Here is a 26,475-nt window from a genome sequence, read left to right as displayed (position 1 = left end):
GATCGAGGCGCGGATCCACCACATGGCGTAGGTGGCCAGGCGGAAACCGCGGTCGGGATCGAACTTCTTGACCGCCTGCATCAGGCCGACATTGCCCTCGGAGATCACTTCGCCGATGGGCAGGCCATAGCCGCGATAGCCCATGGCGATCTTGGCCACGAGACGCAGATGGCTGGTGACGAGCTTGTGGGCGGCGTCGGAATCCTCGTGCTCCTGCCAGCGCTTGGCGAGCATGAACTCGTCGTCCTTGGCCAGCATCGGAAACTTGCGGATCTCGCTGAGATACCGGCTCAGGCCGCCATCTGGCGACATGACGGAAAGCGTGTTCGCTGCGGCCATGATTATCCCCTTTCCCTGCGGACCTTCAGGACCGTCGCGCAAACGCGCGCGGGTCAGTCCGCCCCTCCAACCCTGCCAGATAGGTATTGGTTTCTCGGAGCGGAAGACCGCCGGGGAGGGCGATCCGTCAGATCCACCGTGCGGACTGAATGTCCCACTTGTGTACTGGGGAATTATTACCCCCCGATCGGGGCGCAAGCAAGGCGATCATGCCCGAGGGCCGCAGGGAAAAACTCAGAGCGCCGACAGCAAATCTTCAAGCTTGTCCATGTCTGACGGCAGGGCGCTCTCGAAGCGCAGGGGCTCGCCGGTGATCGGGTGGATGAAGCCCAGCACGGCGGCGTGCAGGGCCTGGCGGACAAGGCCGGCCTCGGCCATGGCCGCGCGCACCGGGCCGGCCGGACTACCCGAGCCATAGATGAGGTCCCCCAGGCAGGGTGCGCCCTTGGAGGCCATGTGCACCCGGATCTGGTGGGTGCGGCCGGTCTCCAGCCGGCAGCGCACCCGGGCCGCGGTGGGGCGGTCGGAGGGACCGAACAGGGCGGTGACCTCGTAGTGGGTGATGGCCTCGCGTCCGCCGGTGCGCAGGACGGCCATCTTCTTGCGGTCGTGGGCCGAGCGGCCCAGGCGGGATTCCACCGTGCCCTTGCGCGGCTTGGGGGCGCCCCGGGTCAGGGCCACATAGGCCCGGTCGATGTCATGGGCGGCGAACAGCGCCGACAGGCCCTGGTGGGCGGCGTCGGTCTTGGCGCAGACCATGACGCCGGAGGTGTCCTTGTCGAGCCGATGGACGATGCCCGGCCGCGCCACGCCGCCAATGCCCGAAAGACTGGCGCCACAGTGATGCAGCAGGGCGTTGACCACCGTCCCGTCCGGGGTTCCCGGCGCTGGGTGGACCGCCATGCCGGCGGCCTTGTCGATGACGATCAGGTGGCTGTCTTCGAACAGCACGGTCAGCGGGAGGTCCTGGGGGGCCGGCTCGGCGGAGACCACCGCCGGGACCAGAATCTCATAGGCGCCGGCCAGGGCCTTGGCCGACCCATCGCTGACCGGCGCGCCCGCGCGGGTGACGGCGCCCTCGGCCAGCAGGGCCTGGATTCGGGCCCGGGAGAGCTCCGGGACCAGGGCCGCCAGGGTCTTGTCCAGCCGCCCGCCGGCCGCCTCGGGGGCGAGCTGAACGATCAGCAGGTCGCCCTCCTCGTCCTCGCCGACCGCAGGCGGATCTCCCGCGGGGTCAGAGCCCATGCTTTTCGGCCGCGCCCTCTTCCTGCCCGGTGATGGAGCCGTCCTTGAACAGGTATTCCCGCAGTTGACCGTCGAACTGCTCATCATTGCGGCGGATCCATTCCAGGACCATGGCTGCGTGCTCCATTTCCTCCTTGGCGTTGTGCAGGAGGATCTTCTTGAGCTCCGGGTCGTCGCAGTCGTCGGCCCGCTGGCGGTACCAGTCCACCGCCTCGAGCTCTTCCATCAGGGATGAGATCGCGTAGTGGAGCTGGAGGGTCTTGGGGCTAAGCTTTTCCCGGGGGACGTGAAGGGTTTCACTGGCCATAGGCATCATGCTCCTGTCGCAAAGGCCTTCTATTGCACGCGTGCGATCATGGCGCGAGTTGGGGACATTCAGAATGAAGATCGATCGGCGTCGGGCCTTGGCCCTCCTCGGATTTGGCGCTGCTGCGCCGCTCACCGCCCGCGCCCAGACGCCCTTTGGCGGCCAGGTCGCCTTCGAGCACGGCGTGGCGTCGGGCGACCCCCTTGCTGATGCAGTGGTCCTGTGGACCCGGATCACGCCGAAGGCCGAAGGCGCCGGCCAGATCGCCTATGCCTGGCGGCTGAATCCCATCGACCGCCGGGCCGGCGGCGCCAAGTCGGGCCAGGGCTTCACCGGCCCGGACCGGGACTTCACCGTGAAGGTCGATGTCACCGGCCTGGACGCCGGCCGGGGCTATACCTTCGAGTTCGAGGCCAATGGCGTGACCTCGCCCATGGGCCGCACCCGCACCCTGCCGGTGGGCGAGACCCGCGAGCTGGTCTTCGCGGTGGCCTCCTGCTCGCTCTATCCCAACGGCTATTTCAACGCCTACCAGGCCATCGCCGACCTGCCCAAGGTGGATGCAGTGATCCATCTGGGCGACTACATCTATGAATATGGCGGGCCGGGTTCCTACGGCATGACCTCGGCCGTGGCCGAGGAGCGCCCCCACGTCCCGCCCCACGAAATCGTCAGCCTGGCCGACTACCGTCAGCGCCACGCCCAGTACAAGTCCGACCCCCAGCTGCAGGCCGCCCACGCCCGGGCTCCCTGGATCGTGTCCTGGGACGACCATGAGACGGCCAACAACAGCTGGATGGGCGGCGCCGAGAACCACAGCCCCGAGACCGAGGGCGACTGGAACGTGCGCAAGGCCAATGCGCTGAAGGCCTATTTCGAATGGATGCCGATCCGCGACCCGGCGCCGGGCGGCAGCTTCGAGGCCATGAACCGCAGCTTCCAGTTCGGCGATCTGGCCAGCCTGATCATGCTGGAGACCCGGCTCACGGCCCGGGACGACCAGCTCGACTATGGGCGCGATCTCGAGGTGGTGGACGGCCAGCCCGACGTGGCCGGCTTCCGCGCCAAGATCAACGATCCGGCCCGCCGGATGATGAGCGAGGCCCAGGAGGCCTGGCTCGCCAAGGAACTGGCCGACTCCGTTCAGGCCGGCCGCCCCTGGCAGGTGCTGGGCAATCAGGTGGTCATGGCGCGGATGGATGTCCCCAGCCCCCGGGCCACCCTGGGGGAGCAGGCGGTCGCCGAGGCCATCGCCACCCAGCCCGAGGACATCACCAAGCGGATCGACCAGATGGAGCGCCTGGCGGCCATGGGCCTGCCCTATGGCCTGGACATGTGGGACGGCTACGCCGCGGCCCGCGAACGCCTCTATGACGCCGTCGAGGCGGCCAAGGCTCGGGCCATCGTCGTCTCCGGCGACAGCCACGCCTTCTGGGCCAACGAGCTCTATGACGACGGCGGCGCGCTGCGGGCGGTCGAGTTCGGCACGACCGGGATCACCAGTCCTGGGGCCGGCGACTATGTGAAGGGCCTGCCGGTCGGCGAGCTCTATATGAAGGGCGCGAAGGAGGTGGTCTTCAGCGACCACGACGCCAAGGGCTTCGTCCTGCTCACCCTGACGCCCGAAGCGGTGAAGGGCGAGCTGATGACCGTCTCCTCCATAGTCTCCAAGGACTATGAGACGGCGGTGCGCAAGGCCTTCACGGTGACGCCGCAAGAGGCCGGCGTCTCGCCGCTCAAGGACGCCTGAGGCCGACGGCCGGCTTAGTCGGGACGCTCGACCAGCCGGCCGTCCTCCACCACCCGGTAGAAGCAGGACCGGAAGCCCACATGGCAGGCGCCGCCATCGCCCTGGGGTAGGACCTTGATCCAGACGCAGTCCTGGTCACAGTCGATACGGGTCTCGACCACCTGCTGGACCTGGCCGCTGGTCTCGCCCTTGAGCCAGAGCTCATTGCGCGAGCGGCTGAAATAGTGGGCCTGGCCCGTGGACAGGGTCAGCGCCAGGGCCTGGGCGTTCATCCAGGCGAACATCAGCACCTCGCCGGTCTCCGCATGGGTGGCGACGGCGGCGATCAGGCCATTGGTGTCGAAGCGCGGGGCGATCATCTCGCCGCGCTCCAGGGCGTGTTTGTCGGAAGCTGTGGGAAATTGGGCGGTCATGGGCAAACTATAGCCCTCCTCCTGAGCCAAGGGGAGGTGTCCGGCGCAGCTTGCGTCCATTGTTGAGGGAGTTGACCCGCCCATGAGCCTCAGCCGCCGCACCCTGTTGTCGGCCGCCGCGCTGGCCCTGCCTGCGCCCGCCCTCGCCGCCTGGCCCTTCGGTCTTGGCCGCCGCGCCTCCCAGACGCCGGCGGACGGCCGCGCTAACTATGCCGGACCGCCCCTTCGCCAGCAGTTCGGCGACTGGCAGTTCGACCAGATCCGCACCGCAGTCTCGACCCGCCTGCAGCCGGTGATCCGCGACGGGCTGGAGGATCGCTTCTTCAAGGACCTCGCCGCGAGCCCGGGGGTGGAGACGGCGACCGCCGCCTTGGCCGAGCCCGGCGGGGCAGTCTGGACCCAGACCTGGACGCGGATCCCTGGCGCGCCGCCGGCGCGGTTCGCCTGGGGCGGCCTGGCCTCGACCTATGTGGCCACCGCCATTCTGCAGATGGTCGAGGCCGGCGACCTGGCCCTGGACGCGACCATCGACCGCTGGGCGCCCGACCTGCCCAATGCGCGCTGGATCACGCTGGAGGACGTGCTGGCGCAGACCAGCGGGCTGCCGGACGCCGATCTGGGCGCCGCCACCGCCCTGCCGCCGGCGTTTGCGCCCGGGGCCGCCATGACGCCATCGGCCGCCAACCCCGCCCTGCTGCGGCTGATCATCGCCGCGACGGACCAGACCCCCTGGGCCGACTCGCTGGATCGACGCATCGCTGAGCGGCGCGAGCTTGCCGAGACCGACTTCGCCCCTGAGGCGCCCGGCGGCGTGTCGGCCTCCGCCCTGGACGTGGTCCGATACTGGCGCGACCTCATGGGGGACCGGCTGCATGGGCCCGAGACCACCCGACGGCGATTCTACCGCCTCTATCCGATGGGCGAGGCCGGGGCGCATCGGGGCCTGGGCGTCATGGCGAGCGACCTGGCGCCCACCGAGACGTCGGCGGCCGACACCTGGCTTGGCTATTCCAGCCCCGGCGCCGGAGCCAGCGCCATGGTCGCCTATTCGATGACCACCCGCGCCACCGTGGCGGTCGCGCTGACCGGGGAGGGTTCGCCTGACAGCCTCGCCCTGGGCCTGCTGAGCCAGTTACGGCCGCTCTGAGCGCGCCCCCGTGAACCTGAAGGACCAGATCAAGGCCAGGGTGCTGGCCTTCGACGCCTGGGCGCGGCCCTGGGCGGCGCAGTCCCGGGGGCGGGCCTATGCCTATGAGTTCCTGCTGTTCGGGTTGAAGCAGGCCTGGGCCTGTCTCTATGGCGGGGCCATGCTGGCGTTGCTGGTGGGCACCCACCTGTTCTGGCCCGACGAGGCGCCCCTGGCGCGCTACGACTTCCTGGTGGTCGCCGCCATCGCCCTGCAGGTCTTCCTGCTGGCCACGGGGCTTGAGCGTCCCCGCGAAGCCCTGGTCATCGCCATCTTCCATGGGGTCGGCACCGGCATGGAACTGTTCAAGACGGCCCACGGCTCCTGGACCTATCCGGAAGCCAGCGTCCTGCGGCTCGGCGACGTGCCCCTGTTCTCAGGCTTCATGTACGCCTGCGTCGGCAGCTACATGGCCCGGATCATCCGCCTGTTCGACATCCGGTTCGAAGCCTATCCGCCGGCCTGGGCGCCCTGGCTGCTGGCGGGGCTGGCCTATGCCAACTTCTTCACCCACCACTATGTGGTCGATATCCGCTGGGGGCTGTTCGTCTTTTCAGCGGTGATCTTCGGCCGCACCTGGTTCCAGTTCACGCCCGATCTCGCCGTGCGGCGGATGCCCATGCTGCTGGGGGCGGTGCTGGTGGCCTTCTTCATCTGGATCGCCGAGAACCTGGGGACCTACGCCTCGGCCTGGGTCTATCCGGACCAGCAGGCCGGCTGGACCCCGGTCTCCCTGGCCAAGATGGGGTCCTGGTACCTGCTGATGATGCTGAGCTTCGTGCTGGTGACCCTGGTCCATCCGCCGCGGCCGGCGGCGAAGACGGCGCCTCTTCAAGACGCCGTCCTGGCCTGAAGCGGCTCAGCTCTTGTTGACGAAGTCCAGGAAGCGCTGGCGCAGGCTGGCGTCGCTCTTGAACACCCCGGTGAACTGGGTGGTGATGGTGCCCACATGCCGATGGTGCACGCCGCGGGTGGTCATGCACTGGTGCTGGGCGTCGATCAGCACGGCCACGCCGGCCGGCCGCAGGCTGTCGGTGATGGCGTCGGCGATCTGCTGGGTCATGGTCTCCTGGGTCTGGAGACGCTTGGCGAAGATCTCCACCACCCGGGCCAGCTTGGAGATGCCGACCACCCGGTTGGTGGGCATGTAGGCCACATAGGCCTTGCCCAGGAAGGGGGCCATGTGGTGCTCGCAGTGGCTCTCCACCTCGATCCCGCGCAGCATGACGATGTCGTCATAGCCCTGGACGTCCTCGAAGGTCCGCGACAGCTCCTTGGCCGGATCGGCGCCATAGCCCTCGAACCATTCGGCATAGGCGTCCACCACCCGCTTGGGGGTGTCGATCACGCCTTCCCGGCGCGGGTCGTCGCCGGCCCAGGCGATCAGGGTGCGAACAGCCGCCATGGCCTCTTCGCGGGTCGGGCGGGCGACGGGATCCAGGTCAGAACCGACGATGGTCCGTTCAGGCGTAATGGCGTCCATGGGCTGATGCGGGTCTTTCTGGTGCTGAGTTGCGCCGGAGCGAGGGCTCCGGAAATGACGCGTGCCACCGAGGTACGGCCGGGAAGCTTGAGCGGATGCGCCCCCTGTCTTCCCGCCCGGGCGATCTGTATATGGTTCCCTCAACCGAGCGGGCAACCGTTCCGCAGCGTCAGTATGGTCGATGTCCCTGAATCTCTATGACACCATGGCCCGCGAAAAGCGGCCCTTCGTCCCCGTCGATCCCAAGCGGGTGACGATGTATGTGTGCGGGCCCACGGTCTACAACTACGCCCATATCGGCAACGCCCGGCCGGTGGTGGTGTTTGACGTGCTGTTCCGCCTGCTGCGTCACACCTATGGCGCCGACGCCGTGCTCTACGCGGCCAACGTCACCGACGTGGATGACAAGATCAACGCCAAGGCCCAGGCCGAGGGCGTCGAGATCGACGTCATCACCCAGCGCTATCTCGACATCTACAATCGCGACATGGCGACCCTGGGGGCCCTGGCTCCCACCTTCCAGCCCCGGGCCACCCAGACCATGGACGCGATCATCGAGATGATCGGCCGCCTGGTGGACAAGGGCGCAGCCTATGCCGCCGAGGGCCATGTGCTGTTCAGCACGGAGTCCTATCCCGACTATGGCCAGCTCTCGGGGCGCAGCCTGGACGACATGATCGCCGGCGCCCGGGTCGATGTGGCGCCCTATAAGCGCAACGCCGCCGACTTCGTCCTGTGGAAGCCCTCCAAGCCCGGTGAGCCCGTATGGGACAGTCCCTGGGGGGCGGGGCGTCCGGGCTGGCATATCGAATGCTCGGCCATGATCGAGCAGACGCTCGGCCTGCCCATCGACATCCACGGTGGCGGCAACGACCTCATCTTCCCCCACCATGAGAACGAGCTGGCTCAGGGGGTCTGCGCCGCCCACGGCTGCGAGGCCGGCCACGGGGGCGACTATGCCCGCTACTGGATGCACAACGGCTTCCTGAACTTCGGTTCGGAAAAGATGTCCAAGAGCCTGGGCAATGTGGTCCTGGTCCACGACCTGGTGGCTCAGACGCCGGGCGAGGCGGTCCGCTGGGCCCTGCTCGTGGGCCACTATCGCGCGCCCCAGGAATGGTCGGGCGACCTGCTGGAGCAGGCCCGGAAGTCCCTGGACCGGCTCTATGGCGCCCTGCGCCGCTGCGCCGACGTGGCCGCCAGCACCGACGCGCCGTCGCCCAAATTCCTGGCGGCGCTGGAGGATGACCTCAACACCGCCCAGGCCATGGCCGAACTGTTCGCCCTGGCCTCGACCATCGAGACGGGGACCGATGAGGCTCGCGCCCATGCCAAGGGCGAACTGCTGGCGTCCGGCGCCCTGATGGGCTTCCTGCAGGCCGATCCCGAAGCCTGGTTCCAGGGCGGGGCCGATCCGGAGCTCAAGGCCCGGGTCGAGGCCCTGATCGCCGACCGGATCGCCGCGCGCACCGCCAAGGATTGGCCACGGGCCGATGCGATCCGTGATGAACTGAACGCCCTCAATGTGGTTGTCATGGACTCCGCAGACGGCGCCACCTGGCGGCTCAGGGAGCCGAACGCCTCGGAGGATTGAGCCATGATGGGCATGAACCGCAACACCAACCCCTTGGGCGCCACCCAACTGTCCCCCTCCTTCATGCCGGGCTTCGGGTTCGGCAAGCGCAAGGGCGGCGGGGGCGACGGCGTGAAAGGCCTCAAGCTCGAACACCGGATCGGGGTCCAGGCGCCGCCGCAGGTGATCTGGGACCTGATCGCCGATATCCGCGCCTGGCCGCAATGGAACCCGCTCTACACTCGGGCCGAGGGGGTTCTCGCCATCGGCGCGCCGCTGGAGCTGACCCTGGCCCTGCCGGAGCAGGCGCCGCGGCATATCGAACCGGTGGTTGTCGACTGGGTGCCCCTGGAGCAGCTCCACTGGCGCACCAGCGTGGCCAGCGGCTTCGGTGTGGCGATCCGCTATATCGAGATCGACCAGGTGGCCGAGCATGCCTGTATCGTGTCCAACGGCGAACTGTTCAGGGGCCTGTTCGGCCCGGCCTCGGCCAAGCGCGTGCAGCGGCCGCTCAAGAAGGGCTTCGCCGCCATGGGCGAGGCGTTGAAGGTCAAGGCCGAGGCCGCATGGCGCCCGGGCTCCTGACGCCCTAGATCAAGGCGATGATCGACGACCTCTATTCTTCCAAGCTTCTGAAGCTGGCGGCCAACATGCCCCGGGCCGGCCGGCTGGCCGAGCCGGACGGCACCTCGGAAAAGGTGGCCAAGCTCTGTGGCAGTCGGATCGTGGTCGATGTCACCCTCGACGGCGACCGCGTCGCCGACTTCGCCCAGGACGTAAAGGCCTGTGCCCTCGGCCAGGCCGCCGCCGCCGTGCTCGGAACCCATGTGGTCGGCGCCAGCCTGGCGGAGATCGAGATGGCCCGGGACGCCTTCCGTGCTATGTTGAAGGACGGCGCAGATGCGCCGGTCGGACGTTTTTCGGATCTCTCCATGCTTGCGCCGGTGAAGGACTATCCCGCCCGCCACGCCTCCACGCTGCTCGCGTTTGAGGCGACGGTCGACGCTGTCCGCCAGGCCATGGCGCGAACTAGCCCCGCCGGCGCGGCTTGATTTGACCGCCCCCGCAACGTAATCGCTGCGAGTATTCGCAAGCCTGCGGCCGGCATGACCCCCTACGAATCCTGCGTCAGAGGCGCCCATCGCGCCTACAAGCTGACGCTGTCCCCTCTGATCGGACGCCAGTGTCGCTTCCTTCCGACCTGTTCGGACTATGCGGCTCAGGCCCTGATCGATCACGGCCCCTGGCGCGGCTCCTGGCTTGCGGCGCGGCGGCTGTGCCGATGCAACCCCTGGGGCGGTTCGGGCTATGATCCGCCGCCACCGCCGCCGGGCCGCTCCGATGAGTCGCCGGCGCGCAAATGGACGTGTGACACATGATCGAGCTCGTTTTTCCCGACGGTTCCAAACGGCCCTTCGAGGCCGGCGTGACCGGCCGCCAGATCGCCGCGGGCATCGCCAAGTCCCTGGAGAAGAAGGCCGTGCTGGTAAAGCTGGACGGCCAGCTGCTGGACCTTGACCGGCCGCTGAACCACGGCGGCGCCTTCCAGATCCTCACGCGGGAGGACCCCGAGGTCCTGGAGACCATCCGCCATGACGCCGCCCACGTACTGGCCGAGGCGGTGCAGGAGCTGTTTCCCGGCACCCAGGTGACCATCGGCCCGTCCATCGAGGATGGCTTCTATTACGACTTCGCCCGCGACGAGCCCTTCAGCCTCGACGACTTCGAGAAGATCGAGGCCAAGATGCGCGAGATCGTCGAGCGCGACGAGCCGATCCGCCGGGAGGTCTGGGACCGCAACCAGGCCTTGGAGCATTTCCGCGGCATCGGCGAGGCCTACAAGGCCGAGATCATCGAGGACCTGCCGGAGTCCGAGGAGATCAGCGTCTATTGGCAGGGCGCCTGGAAGGACCTGTGCCTGGGTCCGCACCTGCCGTCCACGCGCCATGTGGGCAAGGCCTTCAAGCTGACCAAGCTGGCCGGCGCCTACTGGCGGGGCGATCACCGCAACGCCCAGCTGCAGCGGATCTATGGCACGGCCTGGGCCACCGAGGCCGACCTGGAGGCCTATATCCAGCGGATCGAGGAGGCCGAGAAGCGCGACCACCGCAAGATCGGCAAGGCCATGGACCTCTTCCACCTGCAGGAAGAGGGCAAGGGGATGGTCTTCTGGCACGCCAAGGGCTGGACCCTCTATCGGGCGGTGGAGGAATATATCCGCCGGCGCCTGACCAAGGACGGCTATCAGGAGGTCAGGACGCCCCAGGTGCTGGACCGTTCGCTCTGGGAGGCGTCGGGCCACTGGGAGAAGTTCGGCGCCAACATGTTCGTCTGTGAGACGGAGGAGGGCGAGAGCCTGGCCGTCAAGCCGATGAACTGCCCCGGCCACGTCCAGATCTTCAATGTCGGCCAGAAGTCCTATCGCGACCTGCCCCTGCGCATGGCCGAGTTCGGCGCCTGCCATCGCTATGAGCCGTCGGGCGCCCTGCACGGCATCATGCGGGTGCGCGGCTTCACCCAGGACGACGCCCACATCTTCTGCCGCGAGGATCAGGTCGAGGAGGAGACGAAGCGCTTCGTCCGCCTGCTCAACTCGGCCTATGCCGACTTCGGGGTGGAGCTGCACAGCGTCAAGCTCGCCCTGCGTCCGGACCTGCGGGCCGGCACTGATGAAATCTGGGACCTCGCCGAGACCAAGCTCGAACGGGCCGCCCGCCAGGCGGTCAATATGGGGGTCGAGCACCTGCCCGGCGAGGGGGCCTTCTATGGCCCCAAGCTCGAATTCCACCTGCGCGACGCCATCGGCCGGACCTGGCAGTGCGGCACCCTGCAGCTGGACTTCGTGCTGCCTGAGCGGCTGGAGGCCGAATATGTGGCCGAGGACGGCTCCAAGCAGCGGCCGGTGATGCTGCACCGGGCGATCGCCGGCTCGATGGAGCGCTTCATCGGCATGCTCATCGAGAACTATGCCGGCGCATTCCCGCTCTGGCTGGCGCCCACCCAGGTGGTGGTGGCGACGATCACCTCGGACGCCGACGACTTCGCCAGGGCTGCGGCGGCCAGGCTGAAGGCCGCAGGCCTGCGGGTGGAGACCGACCTGCGCAACGAGAAGATCAACTACAAGATCCGCGAACACAGCCTGGCCAAGGCGCCGGTGATCGCGGTGGTCGGGCGGCGAGAGGCCGAAGAGGGCAAGGTCGCTCTGCGGCGCCTCGGCTCCCAGGGCCAGGAAATCCTCACCCTGGAGGAGGCCGTCTTGCGGCTTGCCTCCGAGGCGCTTCCGCCCGATGTTGCCCGGGAGGCTCGGGGCGAGGCGGATACCTGGGGGTCCGCCGAGGCCATGGAGGCTGGATGAACGATATCGGCGCATCGTTTGTGGCGGTCGAGACCGCCCCGACGCCGCATGGGATCACCGAAGGTGCGCGCGTCTCGGTGATCATGGTCGTGTACATGACGGGCGAGGCTCTGGAGCAGAGCCTCGCCTGCGTGCTCGGCGATCGCCAGGTGGACGACTTCATCGTCGTGGACAACGGCTCGGACGCCCGCGAGGCGGCGATCCTGGACGCCTATGCCGAACGCCATCCGCAGATGCGGCTGGTGCGTGGCCAGGGCAATGTGGGCTTCGCCCGCGGAGCCAATCTGGGCGCGGGGCGAGCGGTCGGCGAAGTGCTGATCTTCCTCAATCCGGACGCCTTCCTGCAACCGGGTGGAAGTCGTGCGCTGGCCAAGGCGGTGCTGGACGGCCAGGCCATGCGCCTGGTGGGCGGCCGGGTGCTCAACGCCGATCGCACCGAACAGCGGGGCGCCCGCCGCGGCGAAATCACCCCGGTGGCGGCCCTGCTGTCGCTCAGCGGCCTGACCCGCCGGGCCAAGGCCCTGCGCCGCTACGAGGTCCATTGGGAGAATGAGGCGGCGCCCGCGGAGCTCTGCCCGGTGCCGACCATTTCCGGCGCCTTCTTCGCCATGCGCCGGGCCGACTACGCCCGCCTGGGCGGGTTCGATGAAGGCTATTTCCTTCACGTGGAGGATATCGACCTCTGCTGGCGGGTGCGGGAGGCCGGCGGCGAGGTCATGTTCCACCCCAAGGCCGAGGTCATCCATCTGGGCCATACCAGCCGGGCCAGCCCCTTGCGGGTCGAGCTCTATAAGGGCCTGGGCCTGGCCCGCTATTTCCGCAAACGCGCCCATGGGCTGGGCGAGGCTCTGGCCGCCTGGCTGCTCTGGCCCCTGGTGGTGGGGGCCGCCGTGGCCCGGCCGCTGCTCTGGCGGCTGACCGGCCGGGCGATCTAGCCAGAGCGCGTTCCGATAAGTGGGAACCGGTTATCGGAGCGAAACGCGCTCTAAGCCTTTGGAAATCCGCCCGCCCGGCTGACCGAGGCCGCCGGCGGTTTGCCCAGCAGGCCTGACATCCACTGGGCCGTCGCGATCAGGCCGTCCAGGTCATAGCCGGTCTCGAAGCCGGCCCGCTCCAGCATGTAGACCAGGTCCTCGGTCCCGATATTGCCGGTGGCGTCCGGGGCGAACGGACAGCCGCCGAGCCCGCCGCAACTGGCGTCCAATACGTCCACGCCGCCCTCGACCGCGGCGAAGGCGTTGGCCAGCCCCGTATTGCGCGTGTCGTGGAAGTGCATGCGCAGGGTCGTCTCCGGCGCGACCTGGCGCACCGCGGCGATCCGCTCACGCACCGTCCAGGGATCGGCGACGCCGATGGTGTCGGCCAGGGCGATCTCTGCCACCCCCAGCCTGGCGGCTTCCCCGGCCAGGGCCGTCACCTGATCGAGGCTGACTTCGCCGTCGAACGGACAGCCGAAGGCCACCGAAAGCGTCATGGACAGGGCCGGCCCGCCCTCGGCCCGGCGGCGCTCGACGATGGCGGCTAGGGCGGCCATCTGCTCGGCGGTGGTGGCGCCCTGGTTGCGCACGCCAAAGCCGTCTGTGGCGCAGACCACCACATTGGCCTCGGCGCAGCCTGTGGCGACCGCCCGGTCCCAGCCGCGGGCGTTGAGCACCAGCCCGATCGGCGAGAAGTGGCCCTCCGGCGGCCGGGCGGCCATGATCTCCTCGGCGCCGGCCATCTGGGGCACGCGTCGCGGATTGACGAAGGACACGGTCTCGATGCGCCGGGCGCCGGCGCTGCGCAGCCGGTCGATGAACTCGATCTTCTGTTCGACCTCCAGAAGGACCTTCTCGTTCTGCAGGCCGTCGCGAGGGCCGACCTCGACGATCTGGATTTTCCGGCTCATGGGCGGCCTCCGATCACCCGGCCCTCAGCCGGCGCGGGCCGGGGCGCAGCGTTCATATAGATGCGCAGATGGGTGCGATCGCCATTGGAATAGTTGAGGCCCCGGACCTCGCGAACCTGACGGACCTGCAGCCCCCGGGCGTTGAGTTCGGCGCGGAAGGCCGCCTCTTCAGAGGCGTCCACCACAGCCGGACGGAACGCGCCGATGGCCTGGGCGGCCTCGGCGCCGTCCTTGAGACTGGTGGGCGTGCCCAGGGCGAAGACCAGGCTGGGTTCGGCGTAGCCCGCCACAGCCACGGGGGCGGCGGCCATGCCCTGCCGGGGCAGGAGGCGTTCAGACTCCATGATTCGCGCCACCCGGGCCGAGCTCCACAGGGGGGCGAGGCCGGGGACGAGGCCGGCGGCCAGGGCGGCGTGCCCCAGGATGGCCAGGCCCATGGCCGCGACCATGGCGCCCTTCGGCGCCTGGCTGACCAGCATGAACCCGCCGACGAGCCCCGCCGCGGCGAGCAGGCCGCCCGCCGCGGCGGCGGCGGTGACATCGGCGTTCCCGCCAAACTCGGAGACCAGATAGAAGCAGAGCCCGGCCAGGATTAGGCCCGACAGGGCTGCGAGCACGGCCCCGGTCCATCGGGCGGCGGGCCCGATCCCGTCGCGCAGGGCCGCCGCCGCCAGCCAGGCCAGGGCGCCATAGGTGGGCAGGGTGTAGTGGACCAGCTTGGTCGGGGTGAGTTCGAAGGCGATCCAGGCGGGGATCAGCCAGCACAGGGCGAACCGCACCCCAGGCTCGCGCCGTTTCACCCAGCCCAGGACGAGAGCCCCGGGAATCAGCAGGGTCATGGGGAAGGCGAGGAAGCTCAGGCCCAGCAGGTGGTAGCCCGGCGGCGCGCCGTGGCTTTCATGGCCCCCGGCCAGCTTGGGCGCCAGGTCGCTCATCAGGGCGGTGGTCCAGAAGCCGCCGTCGGTGGCCACGGTGACCGCCCAGGCCCAGGGGCCCACCAGGCCCACCAGCAGGATGGGACCCCAGCTGAGGCCCAGGCCCTTCAGCCAGTCGATCTTCCGATCCCAGGCGATCAGGGCCAGGCTGGTCAGGGCCACGACCATCAGGCCAACGGGCCCCTTGACCAGCAGGGCCGCCGACAGGCCCAGCCAGAACAGCAGCCGCGTGCGCCAACTCACCGGCGAACCGCCGCGGGCCGCGCCATAGATCCGGGCCAGGGCCGCCATCATCAGGACGACAGACCCGCAGAGCACGGCGTCGGTCTTGGCGATGAAGGCCTCGGTGGAGAGCAGCAGGGTCGAGCCCAGCATGGCGCCGGCCATCAACCCCGCCGGCGCCCCGAAAAAGGCCGCAGCCCCCCAGGCGCAGGCGGCGGCGGCCAGCATGGCGCCCAGCAGCGAGGGCAGGCGATAGGCCCAGATCTCCCGGTCTTCGACTGCCGAAAACATGGAGACGCTGGCGGCCTGCAGCCAGTGGATGCCCACGGGCTTCTTGAACCGCGGCTCGTCCTGGAAGCGGATCACCACCAGGTCGCCGGTCTCCAGCATCTGGGCGGTGGCCTGGGCGAATCGCGCCTCGTCCCGGTCCAGGGGCGGCATGGCGAACACGCCGGGCAATCCGGCCAGGAGCGCCAGCAGGGCCGCAAACAGGGGGCCTCGCCAACCTTGGCTCGCCCATTGAAGACTGGACTGGAATGTCATGGCGCCGGTGATAGCACGATCCTTTCGCTCGCCAGCTTTTCGGCTATGGAGAAGCATGACCCCTAGTCCTGACATTTCCGTGGTCGTGCCGGTCTTTGACGAAGAAGGCGCCGCGCCCGCCCTGGCCCGCGAAATCGCCGCCGCCTTCCAAGGCCGCGAAGTCGAGATCATTTTCGTCGATGACGCCAGCCGCGACGGCACGCGGGCGGGCCTGCAGGCGCTGAAGGCCGAGCTGCCGCAACTGCGCGTGCTCAGCCATCGGCGCAATTCCGGCCAGAGCCGGGCGATCCGCACCGGGGTCCTGGCGGCCCGCGCCCCCGTGATCGTCACCCTGGATGGGGACGGCCAGAACGATCCCGCCGACGGCCCGGCCCTGGTGGACGCCCTGAACGCCGGGGGGCCGGATCTCGCCCTGGTGGGGGGAGAGCGGGTCAAGCGCCAGGACAGCCGCGCCAAGAAGCTCGCCTCCCGGCTCGGCAATGGGGTGCGCAAGCGGCTGCTGGGGGATGCGGCCAATGACACCGGTTGCGGCCTGAAGGCCTTCCGGCGCGAGGCCTTCCTGCGGCTTCCCTATTTCGATCACATCCATCGCTACATCCCGGCCCTGATGCTGCGGGAGGGCTATGAGGTGAGCTTCCGTCCGGTGGGCCATCGCCATCGCCAGACCGGCGCGTCGAAATACACCAATCTCGGGCGCCTCTGGGCCTCGGCCTGGGACCTTCTGGGGGTCATGTGGCTGCAGGCGCGGTCCCGCCGGCCGCAAGGGGTGGACGAGGCCTAGGCTCCGGCTTCCCGCAGGAGGGGCCAGAGCTTCCCGCGCCTCGGCGGCTAGGGTTAAGGTTGCTTCGGCCCTGGGCGACCTTGGCCTGAGGGGGAGATCCAATGCGCATGTTCGCCGCGTTTCCGCTGCTGGCCCTGCCGGTGCTGGTGTACAACCTCGTGGCCCTGACCCTGACCGGCGGCTTTTCAGCCGTCGACGCCCCCGCGCGTATGGCCGAGGCCCTGTTCACCATCCGCATGGCGTCCAATATCGACTGGTCGGTCAGCCTGGGGGACCTGCTGCTGGCCGCCGCCCTGGTGGTGCTGTTCATCGAGCTTTTGAAATCCACCACCAGCCGCGGGGTGGCGATCATCAATCACGCCCTGTCGATGATCCTGTTCATCATCTGCCTGGTCCAGTTTCTCCTGGCGCCGGCCTTCGCCACCTCGACCTATTTCCTGATCACGGTGATGGTGCTGCTGGACGTGCTGGCGGGCTTCATCGTGACCATTGTCGCCGCGCGCCGGGACATCGACTTCTCCGGCGGCGACGCCTGACGCCGCAGGCTGCGCTCAGGTGAGGGCCGTGAAGATCAGGGCCACAAGGGTGATGTCGAAGACGCGGGTGGCCAGGGCCAGCATGGGACAAACCGTGGAAGACGCACAAAGGGTCATCTTCGGTTAAGCAAGACCGGCGCCAGTTCGCAGGCTCGCTTGGAGGTACGCCTTGGCTTTGTTCTTCGACGCCCAGTGGTTCGACGCCCGCCTGGCCGAGCGGGGCCTGAGCCGGCGGGTGCTGGCGGCGGCCGCCGGCATGAGCGAGGCCGACCTGGCGCTGGCCTATAAGGATCAGCGCGAGCTTTCCCCCGACGAGGTGGGCGTCTTCGCCGAGGTTCTGGGGGTGAGCGCCGCCGAAATCGCCCGGCAGGCCGGGGTCTCCACGCCGGTCCCCGGCGCAGGCCCTGAGGCGCGGATCGCCGCCCTGGAGCGGAAGGTGGCCGCCCTGGAGGCCGATCTTGCCCGCCTGCTCGGCAGGAACGGGCAGGGCTAGGCGCCGCGGCCTGGGACGGCGGAGCTAGATGTCGGTGCGGGTCAGGCCGCCCTTGCGGGCCCGCCGATCGGCCTGGCCGGAAAACTCGGTCTGATTATAGGCGTTGCGGGCGGCGTTCAGGGTCGGGGGGCCGCCGCGCAGGCCGCGCTTCTGTTCGCCCGCGCCCATGACATGGGCGGTGAAGGTGGCCGGTCCGCCGCGGGTGATCGGCGCAGGCGGCGCTGCGGGTTCGAGGCCGCCCACCGGAACCGGCAGGTTCGGATGCTCTTCATCAGCCCCGCCCTGCGCCTCATGGGTCCGCGGCCGCACACGACGCAGACGCGCGATCTGCCGGAGAGGATCGATGGGCAAGGTCAAGGGCGGGCTCCTTCGGCCTGAACCGGACCAGCCTGGACGAGCTTTCTTAAGGAAGGCGGAAGGCGGCTTCTCGCATCCGTGCTCAATCCTTCGAGGCCAGCTTGTTGATCTGGGCCTGCATGGCCGACATCTGTTCCTGGAGGGTCTTGAGCAGGTCGGTCTGGGCGCCGCCTTCGCTGGGCGCCGGGGTCTCGCTGCGCGCCGCGGCGTCCTCGGCCTTGGGGGCGTAGGCGAAGGGGGTGAACATCTTCATCGCCCGGTCGAACATGGCCAGGTTCTGGCGGATCTGGTCGTCATAGGCGCCCAGCGGCGTGGCCTGACCCATCTGGGTGAACTGGGTGCGCATCCGCTCCTGCTGCTGGGCGAAGGTGGCCAGGGACAGCTCCAGATAGCTGGGCAGGAAGGCCTCCATGGAGTTGCCATAGAAGCCGATCAGCTGGCGCAGGAACTGGATGGGCAGCAGGCTCTGACCTTGGCTCTCTTCCTCGAAGATGATCTGGGTCAGGACCGTGCGGGTGATGTCGTCATTGGTCTTGGCGTCATAGACGACAAAATCCACCCCCTGTTTCACCATCTCGGCCAGATGCTCAAGGGTGACATAGGAAGACGAGGCGGTGTTGTAGAGCCGCCGGTTCGCATACTTCTTGATGACCACGCGGTCGCCGGCCTGCTTGCCGCCGCTCGTTTTTCCGCCGCCGTCCTGGGTCTCAGCCATCCCGTTTCCCTATTTCTTCGGGCCGCGCCTTTGGCGGCGGGTCCGGCTTTGCAGCGCAGTATCGCGGATGCGAGGAAAAGCGCAAATCACGCCGCCGCGCGCGCCGCCCTTGCCCAAGGCCCTGGTCGTCCTGATAGATAGCGACGAAGACTGAGGGAGAAGCTTCCTATGACCGATGTGGTGATCGTCTCGGCCGCGCGCACCCCTGTGGGGTCGTTCAACGGCGCCCTGGCCAGCCTGCCGGCCCACACGCTGGGCCAGGTGGCCATCACCGCGGCCATCAGCCGTGCGGGGCTGAGCCCCGCCGACATCGACGAGGTCATTCTGGGCCAGGTGCTGCAGGCCGGCGCTGGCCAAGGGCCCGCCCGCCAGGCCTCGATCGCCGCCGGCATTCCGGTGGAGGCCCCGGCCTGGAGTCTGAACCAGCTCTGCGGTTCGGGCCTGCGCGCCGTGGCCCTGGCGGCCCAGCAGGTGGCCGAAGGGGCCTCGAAGATCGTCATCGCCGGCGGCCAGGAAAGCATGAGCCAGGCGCCCCATGCGGCCCATCTGCGCTCGGGCCAGAAGATGGGTGACCTGAATTTCGTCGACACCATGATCAAGGACGGGCTGTGGGACGCCTTCCACGGCTATCACATGGGCCAGACGGCCGAGAACATCGCCGCCCGCTGGCAGATCACCCGGAGCGACCAGGACAATTTCGCCGTCGCCTCGCAGAACCGCGCCGAGGCCGCGCAGAAGGCCGGCAAGTTCACAGACGAGATCGCACCCGTCACCCTCAAGGGCCGCAAGGGCGACACGGTGGTCGATCAGGACGAATATATCCGCCATGGGGCCACACTGGAGAGCGTGTCGGGCCTGCGTCCGGCCTTCAATAAGGAAGGCTCGGTGACCGCCGCCAACGCGTCCGGCCTGAACGACGGCGCCGCGGCCCTGGTGGTCATGAGCGCCGAGGAGGCCAAGGCCCGCGGCCTGAAGCCCCTGGCCCGCATCGCGTCCTGGGCCCATGCCGGCGTCGATCCCGAGGTGATGGGCACCGGCCCGATCCCGGCCAGCCGCAAGGCCCTGGAAAAGGCCGGCTGGACCGTGGACGATCTCGACCTGGTGGAGTCCAACGAGGCCTTCGCCGCCCAGTCGATCTGCGTCGTGCGCGAGCTCGGGCTCGACGGCGACAAGGTGAACGTCAATGGCGGGGCCATCGCCATCGGCCACCCCATCGGCGCCTCGGGCGCGCGAATCCTGACCACCCTGCTCTACGAGATGAAGCGCTCAGGGGCCCGCAGGGGCCTGGCGACCCTCTGTGTCGGCGGCGGCATGGGCGTGGCCATGTGCGTCGAGCAGGTCTAGCCGGCAAGGACATCCCGCCAGGGGGCGTTCAAGCTCCCGGCTCCGAAAACAAGTAGGGGGAGACAGCACATGGCCAAGGTGGCGTTCGTCACAGGGGGCACCCGCGGGATCGGTCGGGCGATCTGCCAGAGGCTCAAGGCCGACGGCTTCGAGGTCGCGGCCGGCTATTCCGGCAATGAGGCCGCCGCCGAGGCCTGCGCGCGCGAGCTCGGCGTCATGGTGGTCAAGGGCAATGTCGGGGTGTTCGCCGACTGCAAGGCCGCGGTGGACCAGGTGGCCGCGACGCTCGGCCCGGTGGACGTGCTGGTCAACAACGCCGGCATCACCCGCGACGGCTTCTTCCACAAGATGGACTCCGAGCAGTGGTCGGAGGTGATCCGGGTGAACATGGACTCCCTGTTCAACATGACCCGGCAGGTGATCGAGGGCATGCGCGAGCGCGGCTGGGGCCGGATCATCAATATCTCGTCGATCAACGGCCAGAAGGGCCAGATCGGCCAGACTAACTATTCGGCCGCCAAGGCCGGCATGATCGGCTTCACCAAGGCGCTGGCCCTGGAGAACGCCCGCAAGGGCGTGACCGTGAACTGCATCGCCCCGGGCTATATCGACACCGAGATGGTCACCGCCGTGCCTGAAGAGGTGCTGAAGGGCATCATCGGCCAGATTCCCGTGGGCCGGCTCGGGCGTGGCGACGAGATCGCCGACATGGTCGCCTTCCTGTCCGGAGAGCACGCCGGCTATGTGACCGGATCGACACTGTCCCTGAACGGCGGTCAGTATATGGCCGGCTGAGCCAGCCTCCGTCTCAAAAGCGCCCCAGTCCAAAGCCATGTGTGATCGCCCATGATGAGCGCTCGCCCCGTGCTGCCCCTGAGGATTCTCGTCGCAGCGACCTTCGCCGCGGCTGGCGTCGCCATGGCGTTTCCGGCCATAGCCGCGCCCCTGTCCCTGCGCGAAGGCCTGTTCGGTGAGGGCCGCCAGGACGGCCGGCGTTTCTCCGCCCCGCCGGTCGCCCGCTATGTGGTCGAGGACGGCGGCGGATTCATCCTCGACCGCTCCACCCCGCGGCCGATGATGAAGTTCGAAGACAGCGCCGAGGTCTGGGTGCTGCAGCCCCAGCCGGCCCCCCGCGGCGACATCATCTACAAGAACGATCTGGGCCAGCCGGTCCTGCGGGCCACCCGTCTGGGCGGCCTGACCGTCTTTACGCCGGATCGGCCCTCAGGCGCCCCGGCGGCCCTGGCCGGCGGCTCCAACCCCCTGCGCCTGCCGGTGCTGGGGCCGGAGGCCCTGTTGCAGCGCCTGGCCCAGGCCAGCGCCCGGGCGAGCCGGGCGGCGCGGCGGCTGATCCCCTTCGAGGCCGACGCCTCGCCGGAGACCGCGCCCCTGGTGGCCGATGCGGCCATGGTGGCGGCTGAGGCGGTGGTGCGGATGTCGGCCCAGCCCAGTGGCCGGGCCGTGCTGAGCGGCGTCAACAAGGTGACCCTGGTGGAGGGCCGCCGGCCCGGCGCCAGCCTGCGGGCCGGGGTGATCCTGATCACCATCACCCCGGAGGACGGCCTGGCGGGCCGACCCTCGTCGGAGCGGATCGTCGCCGCAGCCGGCTCCCGCTGATCTCGCCTACCCCTTGAAGCTGTCCTTGGCCGCCCGCACCGCGGCGAAGGCCTCATGATCGGCCGCCCCGCTGACCCCCAGGGCCGGCGCCAGCAGGGGCGCGCGCAGGAACGGGTTGGTCTGCTTCTCCAGGCCGATGCTGGTGGGCACCGTGGGCTCGCCGCGTTCGCGGGCGGCGAAGATGTCCTTGGCCCGGGCCGCCAGGGCCGGGTCAGGGTCCACCGACAGGGCGAACCGGGCGTTGGCGGCGGTGTATTCGTGGGCGCAATAGATGGTTGTCTGGTCGGGCAGGGCGGCCAGCCGCTGCAGGCTCGCCCACATCTGGTCGGGCTGGCCCTCGAACATCCGCCCGCAGCCCAGGGCGAACAGGGTGTCGCCGACAAAGGCGATGGCGTCGGCGGCGTCGTAATAGGCCACATGGCCCAGGGTGTGGCCGCCCACCTCCATCACCGAAAACCGCGTCTCACCCAGCTCCACCGTGTCGCCGTCGCTCACCTCCCGGTCCAGGGGGGCGATCTTGCGCACCTCGGCCGGGCCGACGATCTTGGCCCCCGTGGCCGCCTGGATCTCGGCGTTGCCGCCGGCATGGTCGGGGTGCCAGTGGGTGTTGAGGATCAGGGCCAGGCGCCAGCCGGTCTTGTCCAGCTCGGCCAGGATCGCCTTGGCGTCCGGTGTGTCGATGGCCGCGGCCAGGCCGCTGGCCTCGTCGCGGATCAGGAAGCCGTAATTGTCGGAGAGGCAGGGAAATTGGTGGACGGTCAGGGCCATGGCGCGCCTCGTCGGGTTCTGGCGGGGCGACAAGGGCGCGGCCCGCAAACTAGGATAGGGTTCGAACCCCGATCCTAGTGCCCCAGGTCCATGCGTCGAGACATCCTTGAGCTGCGCGCCTTCTACGCCTCCGAGCTGGGGCGGGCCGCCCGCGCCATGATCAGTCGCAAGGTCACAGAGGCCTGGGGCTCGGCGTCTGGCCAGGATGTGCTGGGGCTCGGCTATGCGACCCCCTTCCTGGGCGGTCTGCGCGATCGCGCCCGCCGCACGGTGGCGGCCATGCCGGCGCAGCAGGGGGTCGAGATCTGGCCGAGCGCCACCGGCAATCTGGCCACCCTCGTCGATGAAGAGGCGCTGCCGTTCCAGAACGCCCTGTTCGACCGAATCCTGGTGATCCACGCCATCGAGGAGAGCCCTGATCCCGCCAGTCTCCTGCAGGAGGTCTGGCGCGTCCTGGCGCCGTCGGGGCGGGTGATTGTCGCCGTGGTCGCCCGCGATGGCCTGTGGGCCAATGCCGAAAGCACCCCCTTCGGCCACGGCCGACCTTACAGCCGCCGCCAGCTGGCCGCCCTGCTGCGCGAGGCCGAGCTCGAGCCCGCCGGCTATACCCGCGCCCTCTATGCGCCGCCGGTCTCCTGGATGGCCGGCTCTGCCGAGACCCTCGAGCAGGCCGGTTCACGGCTCTGGCCGCGCTTCTCCGGAGTGCTGCTGATGGAGGCGGTCAAGCAGACCTACGCCCTCAAGGCCAGGCCCCAGAGGGCCCGCGTCCGGCAGGCGCGACCGGCGTTTTCGCCGGCGCCGGCCATGCGCCAGGGCGACTCCGGGCAACCTTAACCGCAGGCCGACCGTTTGGAGCAGGCGCCTAAGGCGCAGGCGCCCGTCCTCACAAGGCCCTGATGGTCTTGGAGACACGGGCGGAACGCCCTAGCTTGAGATTGTCAGTTCGGCATTTCGCCGGCCCCAGCGGAGACCCGTCGCCATGAAGATGATCGTCGCGGTCATCAAGCCCAGCCGCCTCGACGCGGTGCTCGAAGCCGTCACCGAGGCTGGCGCGTCTGGCCTCACCGTCACCGAGGTCCGCGGCTATGGCCGCCAGCGCGGCAAGACCGAGGTCTATCGCGGGGCTGAGTACGAGGTGAAGCTCCTGCCCAAGGTCAAGCTGGAGATCGCCGTCCCGTCGGACATCGCTGATGCGGTGATCGAGGCGGTGGCCCGCACCGCCAACACCGGCAAGATCGGCGACGGCAAGGTCTTCGTCCTCGACCTCGAACAGGCCCTGCGCATTCGCACCGGAGATCGGGACGCCGCGGCCATCGCCGGCTGAATCCACAGCCCTGGATAGAGGTCGCCCCCGGGCTCGCCGGGAGATCGCCGTTCGCCGACGCCGCTTCCTTGCCCCAATTCGCCTTGGCATGGCCCCATTGGGTCCCGACTTCCTCCGCATTTGGGGCGCAATTGCCTCTCTAGAGCGCGGTTTTCGCGAATCGGGAGGGGATATTATGGACAGGCGTTGGTTGAGCGCGGCTGCGGCTGCGCCGCTTTTGCTTGTGGCGGGCGCAAGTCAGGCTGAGACGACGATCAGCACGGCGGTGACCACGCCGGTGTCCACGGCCACGGCGGCGTCCGGATCGCCCGATGACCTGACGATCTCCAGCACAGGCTCGGTCAAGCCCACGGGTGGGACCGCCGTGACCCTGAACAGCAACAACAGTCTGGCTGTCGCCGGCGAGGTGACCATCACCGACGCCAATGACGCCACCGCCATCCTCATCGAGGGCGGCCGCACCGGCGAGGTGACCCTGTCGGGCACGGTGCAGGTCAATGAAAGCTACGAGGCCGAGGACGCCGACGACGACGGCGATCTCGATGGGCCGTTTGCGTCCGGCTCCAACCGCTTCGGCGTGCGCGTCAGCGGCGCCGAGCCCTTCCATGGCTCCATCGTCCAGACCGCCGGCGCCATCATCGTCGAGGGCAATGACTCGGCGGGCATCTATGCCCAGAGCGCCGTGGACGGCTCGATCCGCTCGGCCGGCAGCATCAGCGTCACCGGCGATCGAAGCTATGGGCTGCACGCCGCCTCGACCGTGGGCGGCGATGTGGTCACCACCGGAGGGCTCACCGCCCAGGGCCAGGGGGCCGTCGGAGTCGCGGTGGACGAGAATGTGGGCGGCCGGCTCATCCTGGGCTCCAGCGTCACGGCGACCGGTTACCGCTATACGACCCGGCCCAGCGACACGAGCATCCTGGACGCCGACGACCTGCTGCAGGGCGGCCCGGCCGTCCGCGTGCGGGGCAGCGTCCAGGGGGGCGTGCTGGTGGATGCGCCGCCGGCCGACAACGATCCCGACGACGCTGACGAAGACGACGACGGCGTCGCCGATGCGTCGGAGTCCACCGGCGTCATCACCGCCTATGGCTCAGCCGCGGCCATCCAGATCGGCGGGCCTGGCGACATCTTGCTGGGCGCCGTCGGAACCGGCGCCGACGCCTATGGCCTGGTGGTCAAGGGCTCGGCTGCCGGGGTCGGCCTCTATGATGGCGTCAGCGGCCTGGGCGTCGAGATCGGCGGTCAGGGCGGCCAGGTGAACATCGCCAACGGGGTCAAGGTCGCAGGCGTGATTTCGGGCAGCGCCGTGCAGGCCGGCGCCGTCGGCCTTCACCTGAAATCAGGCGCCACCGCCTCCGTCATCGCCAACAGCGGCGTCATTCAGGGGCTCTCCACCGCTGAGAACGCCGTGGACGTGCGCGCCATCCAGATCGACGCCGGCGCCTCCTCAGCCCAGCTGACCAACACCGGCACCATTTCGGCCGCCATCAGCGGCGCCAAGGGCTCGGCCACCGCCGTGCTGGACTCCGCCGGGACCCTGGCCCTGGTGGAAAATACCGGCCTGATCAGCGCCGCCATCACGCCCAGCGACGAGGCGACCGTCGAGGGGCAGACCATCGCGCTGGACCTGCGCGCCAACACCTCGGGCGTCACGGTCCGCCAGACCGCCAACAGCGTCGAGACCGTCGTCCCGACCATCACCGGCGACGTCCTGTTCGGCTCAGGCCCGGCGCGCATGGAACTGCTGGCCGGGCAGATGACCGGCGCCCTGGCGTTTGGCGCCGGCGCCGACGCCCTGGTGGTCGATGGCGGCGCCACCTTCACCGGCGCCCTCACAGACGCCGGGGGCGGGCTCTCTGTGGCGATCGGCGAGGGCCGGGTGACGGCCACCAATGTCACCACCCTGGGCCTCACCACCCTGACGCTCGGCGGTGAGTCGGCGCTCGTCCTCACCGCCGATCCCCTGACAGGCGCCAGCACCCGGCTCAATGTCGCGGGGGCGGCGGTCCTCGAGGACGGCGCCCGGGTGGGCCTGCGGTTCAACAGCAAGCTGACCGATCCCACCAGCTTCACCCTGATCCAGGCCGGCGATCTGGACGTCCAGGGCGCGCTGGACGACAGCCTGCTCGCCGACGGCCCCTGGCTCTACAAGACCACCCTGCGGGCCGACCAGGCGCAGAATCAGCTGATCGCCGATGTCCGCCGGCGCACCGCCAGCGAGGCGGGCCTCGATTCGGCCCAGTCCAGCGCCTATGACGCGGTGTTCGACGCCTTCGACCGGGAGGACGACGTCCGCGACGCCCTGTTGTCCAAGACCGATCGGGCGAGCTTCATCGCCCTCTACGACCAGTTCCTGCCGGACTATTCGGGCGCCCTTTTCCGGGTCTTCGCCTCGGCCAATGAAGCGACGGCCAGGGGCATCGACGAGACCGAGGGCCGCCTTCCCGACGGCCAGCGCCGGGCCTGGGTGCAGGAGATCGGCGTCATCCAGCGCCAGGACCTCAGCGGCTCGGCCGGCTTCGACGCCGGCGGCTTCGGCCTGGCGGCGGGTGTCGAAAGCGCCGCGGGGTCGATGGGGTCGTTCGGCGTCCACACCAGCTTCCTGAACGTGTCGGTGGAGGAAAACGGCGCCGCGGCGGCGGAGGACCTGACGGGCACGGCCCTGTCGGGGGGCGTCTACTGGCGCGCCTCGGCCGGCGCCCTGCAGGCCTCGGCCAGCGCCACCGGCGGCTATGCCTGGCTGCAGGCCGACCGCGCCGTGGTCGACACCGACTCAGGCCTGGTCCGCAACGCCAATTCCGAATGGAATGCGGTGATGGGGGCGGCCCATGCGGGCCTGTCCTGGACCGCGCAGGCCGGACGCTTCCACGCCCGGCCCATGATGCAGGTGGACTATTTCTACTTCGGCGAGGACGGCCGCACCGAGAGCGGCGGCGGCGAGGCCATCGACCTGGTGATCGACGAACGCACGAGCCAGCAATTTTCGGCCTTCGCCGGCGTCGCGCTGGGCGCTACCTTCGGCGGTGAAGACTCCATGCTGTGGCGTCCCGAGGTCACGGTGGGCTACCGCGCGCTCACCGGCGATGGTCCGGACGTCACCACCGCGCGGTTCGTCAGCGGCGGCTCCAGCTTCACCCTGGCCGCGCCGGAACTGGACGATGGCGCCGCCGTGGTGCGGTTGGGCGTCCGCGGCATGACCCGCTATTTCGACCTCGCCCTGGAAGGCGGCGGCGAACTGCGCGGCGACCACCAGGCCTATGACGCCCGCCTGACGGCGCGCCTGGCCTTCTAGAGAGGT

The 26,475-nt window shown here is 69.2% G+C and carries 28 protein-coding genes; 18 read left to right on the top strand and 10 right to left on the bottom strand.

From position 1 onward, the window contains the following. The 3 genes from Q7S93_RS11650 to Q7S93_RS11640 all read right to left on the bottom strand — a co-directional run. Window positions 1-339 (bottom strand): sigma-70 family RNA polymerase sigma factor (locus Q7S93_RS11650; protein ID WP_304714073.1); only part of this gene is annotated, 339 nt, incomplete at its 3' end. Window positions 340-573: 234 nt separating this feature from the next. Next, window positions 574-1,584, bottom strand: coding sequence for an RluA family pseudouridine synthase (locus Q7S93_RS11645; RefSeq protein WP_304714072.1), 1,011 nt, complete (start codon window positions 1,582-1,584; stop codon window positions 574-576). Continuing rightward, window positions 1,574-1,891 carry a ferritin family protein gene (locus Q7S93_RS11640; RefSeq protein ID WP_304714071.1) on the bottom strand — a complete coding sequence of 106 codons (318 nt, stop codon included), beginning with the start codon at window positions 1,889-1,891 and terminating at the stop codon, window positions 1,574-1,576. Before Q7S93_RS11640 ends, Q7S93_RS11645 begins: the two co-directional genes overlap by 11 nt. Window positions 1,892-1,964: 73 nt before the next feature. Here Q7S93_RS11640 and Q7S93_RS11635 point away from each other — a divergent pair, with 73 nt between their 5' ends. Continuing rightward, complete coding sequence (locus tag Q7S93_RS11635) at window positions 1,965-3,641, top strand: alkaline phosphatase D family protein (RefSeq protein ID WP_304714070.1); 1,677 nt, start codon at window positions 1,965-1,967, stop codon at window positions 3,639-3,641. 14 nt (window positions 3,642-3,655) lie between these two features. Here the strand turns inward: Q7S93_RS11635 and hisI are convergent, their stop codons facing one another. Beyond that, entirely contained in the window at window positions 3,656-4,054 is a 399-nt protein-coding gene (gene hisI / locus Q7S93_RS11630) for a phosphoribosyl-AMP cyclohydrolase (protein WP_304714069.1), read from the bottom strand. 82 nt (window positions 4,055-4,136) lie between these two features. On the opposite strand from hisI, the gene Q7S93_RS11625 reads away from it, so the two are divergent. Both Q7S93_RS11625 and Q7S93_RS11620 read left to right on the top strand, forming a co-directional pair. Beyond that, window positions 4,137-5,201, top strand: a complete 1,065-nt coding sequence (locus Q7S93_RS11625; protein WP_304714068.1) for a serine hydrolase domain-containing protein — start codon at window positions 4,137-4,139, stop codon at window positions 5,199-5,201. 10 nt (window positions 5,202-5,211) lie between these two features. Continuing rightward, window positions 5,212-6,093, top strand: coding sequence for a DUF817 domain-containing protein (locus tag Q7S93_RS11620; RefSeq protein ID WP_304714067.1), 882 nt, complete (start codon window positions 5,212-5,214; stop codon window positions 6,091-6,093). A gap of 6 nt (window positions 6,094-6,099) precedes the next feature. On the opposite strand, the gene folE is transcribed toward Q7S93_RS11620, so the two are convergent. Then, window positions 6,100-6,723 (bottom strand): GTP cyclohydrolase I FolE, encoded by a 624-nt coding sequence (gene folE, locus Q7S93_RS11615; RefSeq protein WP_304714066.1) that lies wholly within the window; start codon window positions 6,721-6,723, stop codon window positions 6,100-6,102. A gap of 181 nt (window positions 6,724-6,904) precedes the next feature. Here folE and cysS point away from each other — a divergent pair, with 181 nt between their 5' ends. The 6 genes from cysS to Q7S93_RS11585 are packed head-to-tail and all read left to right on the top strand — an operon-like array spanning window position 6,905 to window position 12,586. Continuing rightward, the gene (gene cysS, locus Q7S93_RS11610) at window positions 6,905-8,317 is read left to right on the top strand and encodes a cysteine--tRNA ligase (RefSeq protein ID WP_304714065.1); all 1,413 of its coding nucleotides are present in this window, start codon (window positions 6,905-6,907) and stop codon (window positions 8,315-8,317) included. Window positions 8,318-8,320: 3 nt separating this feature from the next. Then, on the top strand, window positions 8,321-8,881 hold the full coding sequence (locus tag Q7S93_RS11605) for an SRPBCC domain-containing protein (protein WP_304714064.1): 561 nt from the start codon (window positions 8,321-8,323) through the stop codon (window positions 8,879-8,881). Between the two features lie 17 nt (window positions 8,882-8,898). After that, on the top strand, window positions 8,899-9,348 hold the full coding sequence (locus Q7S93_RS11600; protein ID WP_304714063.1) for an iron-sulfur cluster assembly scaffold protein: 450 nt from the start codon (window positions 8,899-8,901) through the stop codon (window positions 9,346-9,348). 54 nt (window positions 9,349-9,402) lie between these two features. Then, complete coding sequence (gene yidD / locus Q7S93_RS11595; protein WP_304714062.1) at window positions 9,403-9,675, top strand: membrane protein insertion efficiency factor YidD; 273 nt, start codon at window positions 9,403-9,405, stop codon at window positions 9,673-9,675. Continuing rightward, window positions 9,672-11,651, top strand: a complete 1,980-nt coding sequence (thrS, locus tag Q7S93_RS11590; protein ID WP_304714061.1) for a threonine--tRNA ligase — start codon at window positions 9,672-9,674, stop codon at window positions 11,649-11,651. Before yidD ends, thrS begins: the two co-directional genes overlap by 4 nt. Continuing rightward, a complete protein-coding gene (locus Q7S93_RS11585) occupies window positions 11,648-12,586 on the top strand; it encodes a glycosyltransferase family 2 protein (RefSeq protein ID WP_304714060.1) in 939 nt (312 codons plus the stop codon). Before thrS ends, Q7S93_RS11585 begins: the two co-directional genes overlap by 4 nt. Before the next feature lie 50 nt (window positions 12,587-12,636). Here the strand turns inward: Q7S93_RS11585 and Q7S93_RS11580 are convergent, their stop codons facing one another. Together Q7S93_RS11580 and Q7S93_RS11575 are read right to left on the bottom strand one after the other, a co-directional pair. Next, a complete protein-coding gene (locus Q7S93_RS11580) occupies window positions 12,637-13,539 on the bottom strand; it encodes a hydroxymethylglutaryl-CoA lyase (protein WP_304714059.1) in 903 nt (300 codons plus the stop codon). Continuing rightward, window positions 13,536-15,239: an ArnT family glycosyltransferase gene (locus tag Q7S93_RS11575; protein WP_304714058.1), complete on the bottom strand. Its 1,704-nt coding sequence runs from the start codon at window positions 15,237-15,239 to the stop codon at window positions 13,536-13,538. Before Q7S93_RS11575 ends, Q7S93_RS11580 begins: the two co-directional genes overlap by 4 nt. A 55-nt stretch (window positions 15,240-15,294) precedes the next feature. Between Q7S93_RS11575 and Q7S93_RS11570 the strand changes: the two genes are divergently transcribed. The 3 genes from Q7S93_RS11570 to Q7S93_RS11560 all read left to right on the top strand — a co-directional run bounded on the left by Q7S93_RS11570 (window position 15,295) and on the right by Q7S93_RS11560 (window position 17,049). Continuing rightward, window positions 15,295-16,020, top strand: a complete 726-nt coding sequence (locus Q7S93_RS11570) for a glycosyltransferase family 2 protein (protein ID WP_304714057.1) — start codon at window positions 15,295-15,297, stop codon at window positions 16,018-16,020. Between the two features lie 107 nt (window positions 16,021-16,127). After that, window positions 16,128-16,556 carry a hypothetical protein gene (locus Q7S93_RS11565; protein WP_304714056.1) on the top strand — a complete coding sequence of 143 codons (429 nt, stop codon included), beginning with the start codon at window positions 16,128-16,130 and terminating at the stop codon, window positions 16,554-16,556. A gap of 169 nt (window positions 16,557-16,725) precedes the next feature. Further along, window positions 16,726-17,049 (top strand): helix-turn-helix transcriptional regulator, encoded by a 324-nt coding sequence (locus tag Q7S93_RS11560; RefSeq protein ID WP_304714055.1) that lies wholly within the window; start codon window positions 16,726-16,728, stop codon window positions 17,047-17,049. 24 nt (window positions 17,050-17,073) lie between these two features. Here the strand turns inward: Q7S93_RS11560 and Q7S93_RS11555 are convergent, their stop codons facing one another. Then, entirely contained in the window at window positions 17,074-17,406 is a 333-nt protein-coding gene (locus tag Q7S93_RS11555) for a hypothetical protein (protein ID WP_304714054.1), read from the bottom strand. A gap of 82 nt (window positions 17,407-17,488) precedes the next feature. Further along, on the bottom strand, window positions 17,489-18,121 hold the full coding sequence (gene phaR, locus Q7S93_RS11550; protein ID WP_304714053.1) for a polyhydroxyalkanoate synthesis repressor PhaR: 633 nt from the start codon (window positions 18,119-18,121) through the stop codon (window positions 17,489-17,491). Window positions 18,122-18,289: 168 nt separating this feature from the next. Here phaR and Q7S93_RS11545 point away from each other — a divergent pair, with 168 nt between their 5' ends. From Q7S93_RS11545 to Q7S93_RS11535, 3 genes are all read left to right on the top strand, one after another. Then, on the top strand, window positions 18,290-19,465 hold the full coding sequence (locus Q7S93_RS11545; RefSeq protein ID WP_304714052.1) for an acetyl-CoA C-acetyltransferase: 1,176 nt from the start codon (window positions 18,290-18,292) through the stop codon (window positions 19,463-19,465). A 69-nt stretch (window positions 19,466-19,534) separates the two neighbouring features. Further along, window positions 19,535-20,260: an acetoacetyl-CoA reductase gene (phbB, locus tag Q7S93_RS11540; protein WP_304714051.1), complete on the top strand. Its 726-nt coding sequence runs from the start codon at window positions 19,535-19,537 to the stop codon at window positions 20,258-20,260. 54 nt (window positions 20,261-20,314) lie between these two features. Continuing rightward, window positions 20,315-21,082, top strand: coding sequence for a DUF4908 domain-containing protein (locus Q7S93_RS11535; RefSeq protein WP_304714050.1), 768 nt, complete (start codon window positions 20,315-20,317; stop codon window positions 21,080-21,082). A gap of 6 nt (window positions 21,083-21,088) precedes the next feature. On the opposite strand, the gene gloB is transcribed toward Q7S93_RS11535, so the two are convergent. Beyond that, the gene (gloB, locus tag Q7S93_RS11530) at window positions 21,089-21,850 is read right to left on the bottom strand and encodes a hydroxyacylglutathione hydrolase (RefSeq protein WP_304714049.1); all 762 of its coding nucleotides are present in this window, start codon (window positions 21,848-21,850) and stop codon (window positions 21,089-21,091) included. 90 nt (window positions 21,851-21,940) lie between these two features. Here gloB and Q7S93_RS11525 point away from each other — a divergent pair, with 90 nt between their 5' ends. The 3 genes from Q7S93_RS11525 (at window position 21,941) to Q7S93_RS11515 (ending at window position 26,469) form a co-directional block, all read left to right on the top strand. Continuing rightward, the gene (locus tag Q7S93_RS11525) at window positions 21,941-22,684 is read left to right on the top strand and encodes a class I SAM-dependent methyltransferase (protein ID WP_304714048.1); all 744 of its coding nucleotides are present in this window, start codon (window positions 21,941-21,943) and stop codon (window positions 22,682-22,684) included. Between the two features lie 145 nt (window positions 22,685-22,829). Continuing rightward, entirely contained in the window at window positions 22,830-23,174 is a 345-nt protein-coding gene (locus tag Q7S93_RS11520) for a P-II family nitrogen regulator (protein WP_300577982.1), read from the top strand. A gap of 364 nt (window positions 23,175-23,538) precedes the next feature. After that, on the top strand, window positions 23,539-26,469 hold the full coding sequence (locus tag Q7S93_RS11515) for an autotransporter outer membrane beta-barrel domain-containing protein (RefSeq protein WP_304714047.1): 2,931 nt from the start codon (window positions 23,539-23,541) through the stop codon (window positions 26,467-26,469). The last annotated feature ends 6 nt before the right edge of the window (window positions 26,470-26,475 follow it).

The sequence above is a fragment of the Phenylobacterium sp. genome (assembly GCF_030646615.1).
In the GTDB taxonomy this organism is placed as follows: Bacteria; Pseudomonadota; Alphaproteobacteria; order Caulobacterales; family Caulobacteraceae; genus Phenylobacterium.
Note: the sequence above shows the minus strand (reverse complement) of the source record. Positions and strands in the feature narration are given on the sequence as shown.

What these genes read in the sequence shown, in the direction of transcription:
- phaR (WP_304714053.1), bottom strand. Translation starts at nt 18,121, where the DNA reads ATGGCTGAGACCCAGGACGGCGGCGGAAAAACGAGCGGCGGCAAGCAG.
- Q7S93_RS11640 (WP_304714071.1), bottom strand. Translation starts at nt 1,891, where the DNA reads ATGGCCAGTGAAACCCTTCACGTCCCCCGGGAAAAGCTTAGCCCCAAG.
- Q7S93_RS11600 (WP_304714063.1), top strand. Translation starts at nt 8,899, where the DNA reads ATGATCGACGACCTCTATTCTTCCAAGCTTCTGAAGCTGGCGGCCAAC.
- phbB (WP_304714051.1), top strand. Translation starts at nt 19,535, where the DNA reads ATGGCCAAGGTGGCGTTCGTCACAGGGGGCACCCGCGGGATCGGTCGG.
- yidD (WP_304714062.1), top strand. Translation starts at nt 9,403, where the DNA reads ATGACCCCCTACGAATCCTGCGTCAGAGGCGCCCATCGCGCCTACAAG.
- Q7S93_RS11625 (WP_304714068.1), top strand. Translation starts at nt 4,137, where the DNA reads ATGAGCCTCAGCCGCCGCACCCTGTTGTCGGCCGCCGCGCTGGCCCTG.
- thrS (WP_304714061.1), top strand. Translation starts at nt 9,672, where the DNA reads ATGATCGAGCTCGTTTTTCCCGACGGTTCCAAACGGCCCTTCGAGGCC.
- gloB (WP_304714049.1), bottom strand. Translation starts at nt 21,850, where the DNA reads ATGGCCCTGACCGTCCACCAATTTCCCTGCCTCTCCGACAATTACGGC.
- Q7S93_RS11525 (WP_304714048.1), top strand. Translation starts at nt 21,941, where the DNA reads ATGCGTCGAGACATCCTTGAGCTGCGCGCCTTCTACGCCTCCGAGCTG.
- Q7S93_RS11585 (WP_304714060.1), top strand. Translation starts at nt 11,648, where the DNA reads ATGAACGATATCGGCGCATCGTTTGTGGCGGTCGAGACCGCCCCGACG.
- Q7S93_RS11545 (WP_304714052.1), top strand. Translation starts at nt 18,290, where the DNA reads ATGACCGATGTGGTGATCGTCTCGGCCGCGCGCACCCCTGTGGGGTCG.
- Q7S93_RS11635 (WP_304714070.1), top strand. Translation starts at nt 1,965, where the DNA reads ATGAAGATCGATCGGCGTCGGGCCTTGGCCCTCCTCGGATTTGGCGCT.
- folE (WP_304714066.1), bottom strand. Translation starts at nt 6,723, where the DNA reads ATGGACGCCATTACGCCTGAACGGACCATCGTCGGTTCTGACCTGGAT.
- Q7S93_RS11520 (WP_300577982.1), top strand. Translation starts at nt 22,830, where the DNA reads ATGAAGATGATCGTCGCGGTCATCAAGCCCAGCCGCCTCGACGCGGTG.
- Q7S93_RS11535 (WP_304714050.1), top strand. Translation starts at nt 20,315, where the DNA reads ATGAGCGCTCGCCCCGTGCTGCCCCTGAGGATTCTCGTCGCAGCGACC.
- cysS (WP_304714065.1), top strand. Translation starts at nt 6,905, where the DNA reads ATGTCCCTGAATCTCTATGACACCATGGCCCGCGAAAAGCGGCCCTTC.
- Q7S93_RS11605 (WP_304714064.1), top strand. Translation starts at nt 8,321, where the DNA reads ATGATGGGCATGAACCGCAACACCAACCCCTTGGGCGCCACCCAACTG.
- Q7S93_RS11580 (WP_304714059.1), bottom strand. Translation starts at nt 13,539, where the DNA reads ATGAGCCGGAAAATCCAGATCGTCGAGGTCGGCCCTCGCGACGGCCTG.
- Q7S93_RS11570 (WP_304714057.1), top strand. Translation starts at nt 15,295, where the DNA reads ATGACCCCTAGTCCTGACATTTCCGTGGTCGTGCCGGTCTTTGACGAA.
- Q7S93_RS11575 (WP_304714058.1), bottom strand. Translation starts at nt 15,239, where the DNA reads ATGACATTCCAGTCCAGTCTTCAATGGGCGAGCCAAGGTTGGCGAGGC.
- Q7S93_RS11645 (WP_304714072.1), bottom strand. Translation starts at nt 1,584, where the DNA reads ATGGGCTCTGACCCCGCGGGAGATCCGCCTGCGGTCGGCGAGGACGAG.
- Q7S93_RS11565 (WP_304714056.1), top strand. Translation starts at nt 16,128, where the DNA reads ATGTTCGCCGCGTTTCCGCTGCTGGCCCTGCCGGTGCTGGTGTACAAC.
- hisI (WP_304714069.1), bottom strand. Translation starts at nt 4,054, where the DNA reads ATGACCGCCCAATTTCCCACAGCTTCCGACAAACACGCCCTGGAGCGC.